This is a genomic window from Neobacillus cucumis, assembly GCF_002860255.1.
GTDB lineage: Bacteria > Bacillota > Bacilli > Bacillales > Cytobacillaceae > Neobacillus > Neobacillus cucumis_A.
The window spans coordinates 21,479-33,288 of the sequence record NZ_PGVE01000002.1 but is presented as its reverse complement, the minus strand read 5'-3'; the positions used below and the strand labels follow the sequence as shown (position 1 = coordinate 33,288).

Sequence of the window (11,810 nt, the reverse complement as noted above, 5' to 3'; positions counted from 1 at the left end):
GTCTGGTAATTATGGCGAGAAGGTCACACCCGTTCCCATACCGAACACGGAAGTTAAGCTTCTCAGCGCCGATGGTAGTTGGGGCAAGCGCCCCTGTGAGAGTAGGACGTTGCCAGGCTGTTTTCATATCGTTCCGCAGTAGCTCAGTGGTAGAGCTATCGGCTGTTAACCGATCGGTCGTAGGTTCGAGTCCTACCTGCGGAGCCATTTTTATGTCTAAGTTAGCTATGCTTCCATAGCTCAGTAGGTAGAGCACTTCCATGGTAAGGAAGAGGTCAGCGGTTCGAGCCCGCTTGGAAGCTTACCTTTAATTTTAAATATATGGCCCCTTGGTCAAGCGGTTAAGACACCGCCCTTTCACGGCGGTAACACGGGTTCGAATCCCGTAGGGGTCACCAAAGGTATTTCATGATAACGAAAATAACTTTCGTTAATTTGGAGGATTAGCTCAGCTGGGAGAGCATCTGCCTTACAAGCAGAGGGTCGGCGGTTCGATCCCGTCATCCTCCACCATGATTTTTTACGAAAGTGAAAATAATCATCAATACATGCCGGTTTAGCTCAATTGGTAGAGCAACTGACTTGTAATCAGTAGGTTGGGGGTTCAAGTCCTCTAGCCGGCACCATTTCTTTTTTATCATATGGAGGGGTAGCGAAGTGGCTAAACGCGGCGGACTGTAAATCCGCTCCCTCTGGGTTCGGCGGTTCGAATCCGTCCCCCTCCACCATTATATTTTTTAAAAAGTTGGACATACTTTAATTAATTACATCATTGGGCTATAGCCAAGCGGTAAGGCATCGCACTTTGACTGCGACATGCGTTGGTTCGAATCCAGCTAGCCCAGCCAAAAGAGCCATTAGCTCAGTCGGTAGAGCATCTGACTTTTAATCAGAGGGTCGAAGGTTCGAGTCCTTCATGGCTCATTTATTTTTTAATTAATTATTTTATCCGCAAAATGCGGAAGTAGTTCAGTGGTAGAACACCACCTTGCCAAGGTGGGGGTCGCGGGTTCGAATCCCGTCTTCCGCTCCAATTAATGGGGTCTTAGCTCAGCTGGGAGAGCGCCTGCTTTGCACGCAGGAGGTCAGGGGTTCGATCCCCCTAGACTCCACCATCACACTACATATTTTGCCTTAAATCATGTATATGGTTTAAGGCTTTTTTTATTTTTGACTCTGCTATTATTCATTGTTGATTTTCGTGTAGGTATGAGAATTCATAGGCGGAGAATTTCCGGTTAATGTATATAGAAACAGCTTAGAAGCAGATATAAGCGAAGATATTCCGATTAACTGCTCTAAATAAGACAAAATCCTAAGATTTGGATAATATAAACGGAAAAACTTCCTTTATTTTTAAGAAAATATGGGTATTTGCCAATTTAAACGGAACTTTACCGTTTATCTTTCAAATACAGTGAAATCAACATTTAGTTATAACAGAGCCTTATTTTTTAATGAATGTTTAGAGTTTTAATAAGTATTCGATAGAGGCCTTACTATTGGACAGTTCAAAATCAAACTGTCTGTAATCGCTTAACCCCAGAATATTTGAACAATTACGCATATATATACAGAATTTTGTCGAGTTGAGTCATCGATATGAAAACGGTTAAAATGGTCGTATCAACAGGCAAAGGGGAAATAGGGGATGACAAGAAAATTATCAATTATTGGAATGCCGATGGACTTAGGACAAATGAGACGTGGAGTTGATATGGGGCCTAGCGCTATTCGTTATGCGGGGATTAATGAACGGCTTAAGCCACTATTTGATGAAATACATGATTGGGGAGATATTCCGGTTGGCAGACCTGAAGTAGTAATAGATAAGGAATCCAATCTAAGAAACCTAGATTTGGTTGCTGAAAAAAGTACGTTACTAGCCGAAAAGGTAGATGAAGTAGTGCAATCTGGTGCTTTTCCACTTGTACTCGGTGGGGATCATAGCATTGCTATTGGTACACTAGCAGGTGTTTCAAAGCATTATAAGGACTTAGGGGTCATTTGGTATGATGCTCATGGTGATTTAAATACTGCCGAGACCAGTCCGTCTGGAAATATCCATGGTATGCCCTTAGCAGTAAGCATAGGATTGGGGCATCCATTACTGACCGAAATCGGAGGATATAATCCAAAAGTAAAACCAGAGAACATCATCATTATTGGTGCAAGATCGCTTGATGATGGAGAGAAAGAATTAATTAAGGAAAAGGGAATTAAAGTTTACACGATGCATGAAATTGATCGCTTAGGAATGGCTAAAGTGATGGAAGAAACGATCACATATTTAAAGGCGAACACAGATGGTGTACATTTATCACTTGATTTAGACGGTTTAGACCCAAGCGATGCTCCAGGGGTGGGTACTCCGGTTATTGGAGGAATAAGCTACCGTGAAAGCCATCTAGCGATGGAAATGTTAGAAGAGGCAGGAATTATTACTTCTGCTGAATTTGTAGAAGTAAACCCAATACTAGATGAGAAAAACAAAACGGCTATTTGTGCTGTGGAACTAATGGGTTCATTATTCGGTGAGAAACTACTATAAAATAACGCAGCTGCATAAAAAGTTATGCAGCTGCTGGTATTTTACTGAGTAGATAATACATGATATTTGTTAAGTAATGAGTCAAGCCTCTTACTAGCTTCAATTACCATGTGATTCGACAGGGACGTTTCTGATGCTAAACGGACCATATCATTTCGTTGAATTTCTATTTCTTTAAGTAATCCATGGAATGGTGCAGACATCATCATCCACCTCTTTCTAGATACATATTATCTTTTTTCCCCTAGGTAAAATCTTTAAACATATTCTGTCCCATATTAGTAAATATTTGTTAATATTATAGGTATTGAGAAGTTTTTCGTCTAAAAACGAAACCTTTTTGGCTAGCGTTCGTATATCGTATAGCGACATTGGAGCTGAGGAAACTTAATGGATAAAATAGTGAAAAAAAGAATAAAACAGGTTATCAAAGGTGATCAAGACGCCTTTGGAGAAATCGTAGAAATCTATAAAAACAGTGTCTACCAACTATGTTACAGAATGCTTGGAAATCGTCATGAAGCAGAGGATATTGCACAGGAAGCCTTTCTTCGAGCCTATGTGAACATTAAGTCCTTTAATCAGGATTTAAAGTTTTCCACATGGCTTTTTCGGATTGCCACTAATTTATGCATTGACCGAATAAGAAAAAAGAAACCAGATTATTATTTAGATGCAGAGGTAGCGGGAACTGAAGGGTTAACCATGTATTCACAAATTTCTTCGGATACCCCACTGCCAGAGAACGAGGTAGAAAGCTTAGAGCTGCAGGAAACAGTACAAAAGGAAATATCAAAACTACCTGAAAAATATCGTTCCCCAATTGTCCTTAAGTATATGGAAGACATGTCTTTAAATGAAATAAGTGAAATACTTGAACTTCCTCTAGGAACGGTTAAAACTAGAATTCATCGCGGCCGTGAAGCTTTAAGGCAGCAATTACGATACGTATAAAGAGGTGAACTGATAAATGTGCCCTGAACAAATCATCGAACTCATGCATGAATATTTAGATGAAGAACTTGACCCAGAAAAAAACCTAATCCTAAGAGATCACCTCAAGAAATGTAAAGAGTGTGAGACCATCTTTAATGAACTGAAAAAAACGGATGCATTTGTTAAAGGCATTACACATATGCAGGCACCGCCTAATTTCACAGCAAATGTGCTGGCACGTCTGCCGAAAGAAAAGAAGAAGGTTTGGATGCAGCGGTGGTTTACTAACCATCCTATGCTTACGGCAGCATCTGTTTTTATCATATTAATGGTGGGAAGCTTGTTTTCTAGTTGGAGCCAGGATCGTGAATTCTCCGTTTCAAACCAAAAAAATCTAATGGTTAAAAACCATACAGTCATTGTTCCTAAAGGTGAAACGGTCAAAGGTGATGTAGTTGTCCACAATGGTAATGTGCGGATAGAAGGGGAAGTCCAAGGCGATGTGACTGTAATTAACGGCGAAAAATATTTAGCCTCTGCTGGTCACGTAACAGGACAAATTGAAGAGGTAAATGCAGTTTTTGACTGGATTTGGTATCATATGAAGAGAACAGCTCGAGATGTAGTTGATATCTTCGGTCAGACTGAAACTAAATAAAACAAATCACTCCATAGCGGGTGATTTGTTTTTTTAATAACCTACATATAATAAGTTGTATGGTGAATTTATGATATAATATATTGGTTGTATGAATTATATGTTTTTAGAAAGTTACGGAGGAACAAACAATGCAGTTTGCGGATCTCAATGTTTGGAAGTATCTAGCTAGTATTGTTGATATTGCCCTCGTATGGTACGTCATTTACAAACTGATCAATGTGATAAGAGGCACAAAGGCCGTTCAACTTTTAAAAGGGATCCTTGTTATTCTTCTTGTCAGGGTGGTCAGTGAGTGGCTCGGCTTAATTACATTAAGCTGGATGATGCAACAGGCCATAAATTGGGGATTTCTTGCGGTTATCATTATCTTTCAGCCTGAGCTAAGGAGAGCCCTTGAGCAATTAGGTAGAGGGAGGTTTTTTTCACGAAGCAGTACCCAGGACGATGATAACCAGGAAAAAACAGTCGAAGCCATTATTAAGGCGACTGATTATATGGCAAAGCGCCGAATAGGAGCCTTAATTTCAATTGAAAGAGAAACAGGTATGAGTGATTACATAGAAACAGGGATAGGATTAAATTCTAATATCTCATCAGAATTGCTCATTAATATTTTTATTCCCAATACACCGCTTCACGATGGCGCAGTGATCATTCAAAAAAATAGTGTGGCAGCAGCAGCTTGTTATCTCCCCCTATCTGAAAGCCCATTTATCTCAAAAGAACTGGGAACAAGGCATCGTGCGGCCTTAGGAATAAGTGAGGTTACCGATAGCTTGACAGTCATTGTTTCCGAAGAGACAGGGGGAATTTCACTGACAAAGAATGGAGAACTTCATCGAGATCTGAAATTAGATGATCTTAAAGAAATACTTACGAGTCAAATGGTGATTCATACTAAAGCAAAACAAGCTTCTTCAGCTCGTTGGAACTGGAGGGGAAAACAAAATGGATAAACTGTTTGATAATCCTTGGTTTATAAAAATATTAGCCTTATTATTGGCTGTATTATTATATTCTTCTGTACCTCATACGGGTAATAAGCTAACGGATGTGAATGTTCCTGGTGAACAAACAACTGCAGTCCTAAATGATATTCCTGTAAAGGTTTATTATGATACTGAGAATTTGGTGGTTTCAGGGATACCAGACACAGTAGATATGACCATTAAAGGTCCCATTACACATGTTCAGTCGGCAAAGGCATTAAAGAACTTTGAGGTATATGTCGATTTAACAAATGCAAAAATTGGAAAGCAAAAGGTAAAGCTAAAGATAAGAAACTTATCTGATAAATTAAAGGCAACGCTGAAGCCGGCAAGTGTGAACGTTACTGTCCAAGAAAAGATCTCAAAGGAATTTAGGGTTGAGGCTGAATTTAATTCAGGTCAAATAGCAGATGGTTACTCTGCAGGACAGCCTGTAGTAGAACCTAATAAAGTAAAGATTACTGGCGCAAAAAGTGATATCGACCGGATTACTTATGTAAAGGCTACATTTGAGGCTAATGGTAAACTAAAAGGAACGATGACAAAAGAAGCCCAAATTCAAGTTCTGGATAAAAAACTAAATAAGCTGAATGTAATGATTCAACCTGAAACCGTCAATGTAACCATTCCAATTAAGACAAACAGCAAAACAGTACCAATCAATATTGTAAAAAAAGGCACGCCTCCTGACGGGGTAACGATTGAATCCATCGAATTAGATGAAACGGAAGCGAAAATCACTGGAAGCGAAGATGTACTAAAAAGCGCAGAAAGTGTTAGAGTGGAAGTGGACTTAAGCAAAATCACAGAAAATACTACCTTAACATTACCGGTAATTATATCAAATGGAATAACAAAGGTGACCCCTCAGCTTGTGAAAGCAACTGTAGTGGTAAAAAAAGAGGAACAAAAGACGGAACAAAAGACGGCATCCATTGAACAAAAAACGATCTCAGGAATTCCCCTGCAAATTCAAGGTTTGGCGGATAACTATAAAGCAGAAATAAATGACCCGACAAATCAAACCGTTGAATTACTTGTTAATGGTCCTAGTGAAGTATTAACGGGGCTGGGACCTGATGATTTTAAGGCTTTTATTGACTTATCCAGCCTGGCTGAAGGAGACCATGATGTCAAAATTCAGGTGACAGGTCCAACAGATGTACAGTGGACGCCAGACAAATCAGCAGCAAAAATCACGATTACTAATAACGCCTAATTCAAGCAATACACATATTGAAGGAGAGATTTTCTAAAATGGGTAAATATTTCGGTACCGATGGGGTACGTGGAGTTGCAAATAGCGAATTAACACCGGAGATGGCCTTTAAATTGGGCCGCTTTGGGGGTTATGTTTTAACTAAGGACAAGGATCGCCCTAAAGTACTTATTGGACGTGATACTCGTGTATCCGGTCATATGTTAGAAGGAGCACTCGTTGCCGGTTTACTATCCATAGGGGCAGAGGTCATGCGTCTAGGTGTCATTTCAACTCCAGGGGTAGCATACTTAACCAAAGCGTTAGGAGCTCAAGCAGGTGTAATGATATCTGCATCGCATAATCCAGTGGCAGATAATGGAATTAAATTCTTCGGTCCAGATGGCTTTAAGCTGTCAGACGAACAGGAACTAGAAATTGAGAACTATATTGATTTACCTGAAGACCAGCTGCCACGTCCAACAGGTGCAGAACTTGGCCAGGTAATGGATTATTTCGAAGGCGGTCAGAAGTACCTTCAATATTTGAAAAATACAGTGGATGAAGACTTCTCAGGCATCCATATTGCCTTGGATTGTGCGCATGGGGCAACCTCCGCATTAGCCAGCCATTTATTTGCTGACCTTGACGCTGACTTATCGACTATGGGGGCTTCTCCAAATGGATTAAATATTAATGCTGGTGTGGGATCCACACATCCTGAAGCACTTGCAGCTCTTGTTAAGGAAAAAGGAGCTGACGTTGGTCTTTCTTTTGATGGAGATGGCGATCGTTTAATTGCTATCGACGAAAAGGGAAATATTGTGGATGGGGACCAAATCATGTACATTTGCGGTAAGTACATGAAGGAGCAAGGCCGCTTAAAACATGGGACGATTGTTTCAACAGTCATGAGTAATCTTGGTTTTTATAAAGCCCTTGAAACACATGGAATTCATAGCGTGCCAACAGCTGTAGGCGATCGTTATGTTGTAGAAGAAATGAAGAAGAATGGTTTTAACCTTGGCGGTGAACAATCAGGACACATCATTTTCTTAGACTACAATACAACAGGTGACGGTTTGTTATCTGGATTACAATTGGCAAATATTATGAAGGTAACCGGCAAGCCTTTATCAGAATTAGCCGGAGAAATGAAAAAGTATCCTCAAAAGCTTGTCAATGTCCGAGTAACTGATAAAAACCACGTTACTGACAATGCAAAGGTCAAGGAAGTAATCGAGCAAGTCGAGGCTGAGATGGCCGGAAACGGTAGAATCCTTGTTCGCCCAAGTGGAACGGAACCTCTTGTACGTGTTATGGCAGAGGCTGCGACAGAGGAACTATGTGAATCCTTTGTTAACAGAATTGTTAACGTAGTGAAAGAGGAAATGGAATTAAAGGAATAATATTTAGGTATGGTGTCTGTTACCGGACCATATGCCTGTCTTTTATGCATAAGGGAACTAAATGGATCCCTTATGCATATTTTATTATGGGAAGTTTTTGAATAATCTTTTAAGGATCATGTTTTTAGTTGACGGACGACTGACTTATCATGTAAGATTAATGTGCTTTGTTTCTAAAAGCGAATCTTTAAAAGGAGGGTAGAGGTAGATAAGGAAATTAAAAGCGCCTGAACTAATCAAAGAGGTTGATTAGTTGACGAGGAGGAGGAGTATCGAATGTTCGGCGGATACCTCCCGGTTGCAAGTGCACAACCGAAAATTTCTTCTTTAAAACACAGAGGCAACTTTGTGCACAAAGAGAAGAAAATGCGCATACTAACTGTAATGTTTAGAAGGGTATAGACAGATACCTTAATCAAAAACAGAGATAAGGGGGCAAGTTCTGCCTCCGAAGCATTCTTGCCCCCTGATTCTAGGGAGGAAAAGAAAAAATGTGTGGAATTGTTGGATATATTGGGAATAACGATTCGAAGGAAATTCTCTTAAAAGGATTAGAAAAGCTTGAGTATAGAGGCTATGATTCTGCAGGTATTGCTGTGAAAAATGAAAATGGCATTCATGTTTTTAAAGAAAAGGGCCGCATTGCGGATCTACGGGAAATTGTAGATCTAGATGTAACAGGAAATATCGGTATTGGTCATACTCGATGGGCTACACATGGTGTTCCAAGTAAAGTAAACTCTCACCCACATCAAAGTGGATCAGGCCGTTTTACACTTGTGCACAATGGTGTAATCGAGAACTATGATCTTTTGAAGCGTGAGTATTTAACAGATGTTTCTTTCAGAAGTGAAACCGACACCGAAGTGGTTGTTCAGTTAATTGAGTTATTTGTCAATGAGGGTCTAGAAGTGATTGATGCTTTCAAAAAGACACTAACACTTTTGCACGGATCCTATGCGATTGCTCTTTTAGATGAACAGAACGATGAAATAATCTACGTTGCTAAAAACAAAAGCCCGCTTTTAGTTGGCCTGGGTGATGGTTTTAATGTTGTTGCCAGTGATGCGATGGCGATGCTTCAAGTGACAAATCAATATCTTGAGTTAGTGGATAAGGAAATTGTTCTTGTTACTAAAAATGGCGTGACCATACAGAATCTTAAAGGCGAAACGATTAACCGTGAACCATATACAGCTGAACTTGATGCTAGTGATATTGAAAAGGGAACGTATCCTCACTATATGTTAAAGGAAATCGATGAACAGCCGCTTGTTATGCGTAAGATTATTCAAACGTACCAGAATGAACAAGGGGAATTGACGATCGATTCTGAAATTATCAATGCAGTTAGTGAATCTGACCGTGTGTACATCATTGCAGCGGGAACTTCTTACCACGCTGGTCTTGTTGGAAAACAATTCATTGAAAGCATTGCAAAAATACCAGTTGAGGTTCATATTGCTAGTGAATTTGTTTACAATATGCCTTTATTAACAAAGAAACCATTGTTTATCTTCATTTCACAAAGTGGAGAAACTGCTGATAGCCGTGCCGTACTTGTAAAAGTAAAAGAGATGGGTTATCGTACATTAACCATTACGAATGTACCAGGCTCGACTCTTTCACGTGAAGCAGATTATACACTTTTACTGCATGCAGGTCCTGAGATTGCTGTTGCCTCTTCAAAAGCTTACACAGCACAGTTGGCTGTTCTAGCTATTTTAGCGGATGTAACTGCCAAGAGCCAAGGTATTCCGGTTGAATTTGACTTGATTCATGAGCTTGGTATCATTGCAAACGCGATGGAAGTCCTTTGTGACTCTAAAGAGATCATTGAACATATCTCAAGGGAGTTTTTATCGGTTACACGTAATGCTTTCTTTATCGGCCGCGGGGTCGACTACTATGTAGGACTTGAAGGCGCCTTGAAGCTTAAGGAGATTTCTTATATCCAGGCAGAAGGGTTTGCCGGCGGTGAGTTAAAGCATGGTACGATTGCCCTTATTGAAGAAGGTACGCCTGTTATTGCTCTAGCTACTCAGGAGAGCGTCAACTTAAGCATTCGCGGAAATGTAAAGGAAGTTGTTGCCCGCGGAGCAAATCCATGTATTATTTCTATGAACGGTTTAAATATGGATGAAGATAGTTTTGTCATTCCAGAAGTACATGAATTATTAACACCACTTATCTCTGTTATACCACTACAATTAATTGCTTATTACGCAGCCTTACACCGTGATTGTGATGTTGACAAACCACGTAATCTTGCTAAGTCCGTAACGGTTGAGTAAAAGGAATTTTAAAAGGTTGGAGATGAATCAAGATTTGATTCGTCTCCAGCCTTTTTTGTTTTTTCTGGAAATGTCAATCATGTCAACAATCGGAATGACAAAATGATATTTAGTATAAATTGATGCTTTTATGAAAGCGTTTTAATATTGAGTTAGAAAGAAAATATTACACGGGGGGAAACCTGATGAGTGAAATCGCTAAAGTAAAGTCAGATGTAGAAGTGAAAAGCCAATCGGTTAAAGAAACATCAGACGTTAAAGTTAAGATACAAAAGTTTGGCAGTTATTTAAGCGGCATGGTCATGCCGAATATTGGTGCATTTATTGCATGGGGATTAATAACAGCCTTATTTATACCAACCGGATGGATTCCTAATAAAGATCTCGCTACCTTAGTCGGTCCAATGATTACCTTCTTATTGCCATTATTAATAGGTTTTACCGGTGGCCGAATGGTGTATGACATTCGCGGTGGAGTGGTTGGTGCAACAGCAACCATGGGGGTTATTGTCGGAACTGACATTCCAATGTTCTTGGGCGCAATGATTATGGGACCTTTTGGCGGATTTGTCATTAAGAAGTTTGACAAATTGATTGAGGGAAAAGTAAAGTCTGGATTTGAAATGTTAGTCAATAATTTTTCTGCAGGTATTCTTGGAGGCGCTTTAACATTATTAGCTTATAAAGGTGTTGGCCCAGTCGTTGAAGCACTAAGCAAAGGCTTAGCGTCAGGCGTACAGTTTATCGTAGATCATAATATGCTTCCACTTGCTAACGTCTTTATTGAACCTGCAAAAGTATTATTTTTAAATAATGCCATTAACCATGGTATTTTAAGTCCATTGGGCATAGAGCAGGCAACAAAAGCAGGAAAATCCATTTTATTCTTACTAGAAACAAACCCTGGTCCTGGTTTAGGGATCTTACTTGCATTCTGGTTATTTGGTAAGGGAACAGCAAAACAAACGGCACCAGGTGCTGTCATTATTCACTTCTTAGGTGGTATTCACGAAATTTACTTCCCATACATCCTAATGAAGCCTATGTTAATTTTTGCAGCGATGGCTGGCGGGGTCAGCGGTGTATTCACATTTAACATTCTTCATGCTGGACTTGTTGCAGCTCCATCACCAGGAAGCATCTTTGCTTTACTAGCGATGACACCAAAGGGTGGATATTTTGCTACTCTAGCAGGTGTAATTGTCGCAACAGCGGTCTCTTTTGCAGTAGCTTCATTGATACTAAGAACAAGTAAGGTTGCAGCCGAGGAGGATTTATCATCGGCAGCTGCGAAAATGGAAGCCATGAAAGGTAAGAAAAGTTCCGTCACTTCTGCCTTAACAACACATGATGAAATTAAAACTGAAAATGTAAATAAAATTGTTTTCGCTTGTGATGCAGGAATGGGTTCTAGTGCTATGGGTGCCTCAATATTAAGAAATAAAGTTCAAAAAGCAGATTTAGGTATCACTGTAACTAACTCGGCTATTAATAATTTACCGGCAGATGCTGATGTGGTTATTACTCATAAGGATTTAACAGATCGTGCAAAGGCAAAATTACCTAATGCAAAGCATATCTCAGTTGAAAACTTTTTAAACAGTCCAAAGTATGATGAGTTAGTAAATAGCTTGAAAAAATAAGTAATAAGGGGCCTTCACATATAGTGATAGGCCCTTTTAGTTTATTCATGTCAACAATGAGATAGACTAAATTTTAATTAGCTTTTCTTATGTATAAAAAACTGGAAACTTGGAAGCGTTATGTTAAAT

General features: G+C 39.6%; 9 protein-coding genes, 10 tRNA genes and 1 rRNA gene. 19 read left to right on the top strand and 1 reads right to left on the bottom strand.

The genetic code is table 11. From position 1 onward, the window contains the following. Position 1 precedes the first annotated feature (1 nt). The 12 genes from rrf to rocF all read left to right on the top strand — a co-directional run bounded on the left by rrf (position 2) and on the right by rocF (position 2,551). Positions 2-118 (top strand): 5S ribosomal RNA (gene rrf / locus CVD27_RS00180). 14 nt (positions 119-132) lie between these two features. Then, a tRNA-Asn gene (locus tag CVD27_RS00175) sits at positions 133-207 on the top strand. Between the two features lie 22 nt (positions 208-229). Further along, a tRNA-Thr gene (locus tag CVD27_RS00170) sits at positions 230-302 on the top strand. 21 nt (positions 303-323) lie between these two features. Further along, positions 324-398, top strand: a tRNA-Glu gene (locus tag CVD27_RS00165). Positions 399-437: 39 nt separating this feature from the next. Next, a tRNA-Val gene (locus CVD27_RS00160) sits at positions 438-513 on the top strand. Positions 514-550: 37 nt separating this feature from the next. Then, positions 551-626 (top strand) — tRNA-Thr (locus CVD27_RS00155). Positions 627-643: 17 nt separating this feature from the next. Beyond that, positions 644-728: transfer RNA gene (locus CVD27_RS00150), tRNA-Tyr, on the top strand. Positions 729-773: 45 nt separating this feature from the next. Next, positions 774-848: transfer RNA gene (locus CVD27_RS00145), tRNA-Gln, on the top strand. 3 nt (positions 849-851) lie between these two features. Beyond that, positions 852-924 (top strand) — tRNA-Lys (locus CVD27_RS00140). Positions 925-958: 34 nt separating this feature from the next. Further along, a tRNA-Gly gene (locus CVD27_RS00135) sits at positions 959-1,033 on the top strand. Between the two features lie 6 nt (positions 1,034-1,039). Further along, positions 1,040-1,115, top strand: a tRNA-Ala gene (locus tag CVD27_RS00130). Between the two features lie 536 nt (positions 1,116-1,651). Continuing rightward, positions 1,652-2,551: an arginase gene (rocF, locus tag CVD27_RS00125; protein WP_101645899.1), complete on the top strand. Its 900-nt coding sequence runs from the start codon at positions 1,652-1,654 to the stop codon at positions 2,549-2,551. Between the two features lie 41 nt (positions 2,552-2,592). Here the strand turns inward: rocF and CVD27_RS00120 are convergent, their stop codons facing one another. Then, the gene (locus CVD27_RS00120; protein ID WP_101645898.1) at positions 2,593-2,754 is read right to left on the bottom strand and encodes an aspartyl-phosphate phosphatase Spo0E family protein; all 162 of its coding nucleotides are present in this window, start codon (positions 2,752-2,754) and stop codon (positions 2,593-2,595) included. A 187-nt stretch (positions 2,755-2,941) separates the two neighbouring features. Between CVD27_RS00120 and sigW the strand changes: the two genes are divergently transcribed. The 7 genes from sigW to CVD27_RS00085 all read left to right on the top strand — a co-directional run bounded on the left by sigW (position 2,942) and on the right by CVD27_RS00085 (position 11,681). Further along, positions 2,942-3,505 carry an RNA polymerase sigma factor SigW gene (sigW, locus tag CVD27_RS00115; protein ID WP_101645897.1) on the top strand — a complete coding sequence of 188 codons (564 nt, stop codon included), beginning with the start codon at positions 2,942-2,944 and terminating at the stop codon, positions 3,503-3,505. 16 nt (positions 3,506-3,521) lie between these two features. Continuing rightward, positions 3,522-4,145, top strand: coding sequence for an anti-sigma factor family protein (locus CVD27_RS00110; protein ID WP_101645896.1), 624 nt, complete (start codon positions 3,522-3,524; stop codon positions 4,143-4,145). Positions 4,146-4,276: 131 nt separating this feature from the next. After that, positions 4,277-5,104, top strand: a complete 828-nt coding sequence (gene cdaA, locus CVD27_RS00105) for a diadenylate cyclase CdaA (protein ID WP_101645895.1) — start codon at positions 4,277-4,279, stop codon at positions 5,102-5,104. Beyond that, positions 5,097-6,356, top strand: coding sequence for a CdaR family protein (locus CVD27_RS00100; protein WP_101645894.1), 1,260 nt, complete (start codon positions 5,097-5,099; stop codon positions 6,354-6,356). The genes cdaA and CVD27_RS00100 overlap by 8 nt, the downstream gene beginning before the upstream one ends. Before the next feature lie 38 nt (positions 6,357-6,394). After that, positions 6,395-7,744 (top strand): phosphoglucosamine mutase, encoded by a 1,350-nt coding sequence (gene glmM, locus CVD27_RS00095; RefSeq protein ID WP_101645893.1) that lies wholly within the window; start codon positions 6,395-6,397, stop codon positions 7,742-7,744. A gap of 491 nt (positions 7,745-8,235) precedes the next feature. After that, positions 8,236-10,038 carry a glutamine--fructose-6-phosphate transaminase (isomerizing) gene (glmS, locus tag CVD27_RS00090; protein ID WP_101645892.1) on the top strand — a complete coding sequence of 601 codons (1,803 nt, stop codon included), beginning with the start codon at positions 8,236-8,238 and terminating at the stop codon, positions 10,036-10,038. A 185-nt stretch (positions 10,039-10,223) separates the two neighbouring features. Continuing rightward, positions 10,224-11,681 carry a PTS mannitol transporter subunit IICB gene (locus CVD27_RS00085; protein ID WP_257984208.1) on the top strand — a complete coding sequence of 486 codons (1,458 nt, stop codon included), beginning with the start codon at positions 10,224-10,226 and terminating at the stop codon, positions 11,679-11,681. The last annotated feature ends 129 nt before the right edge of the window (positions 11,682-11,810 follow it).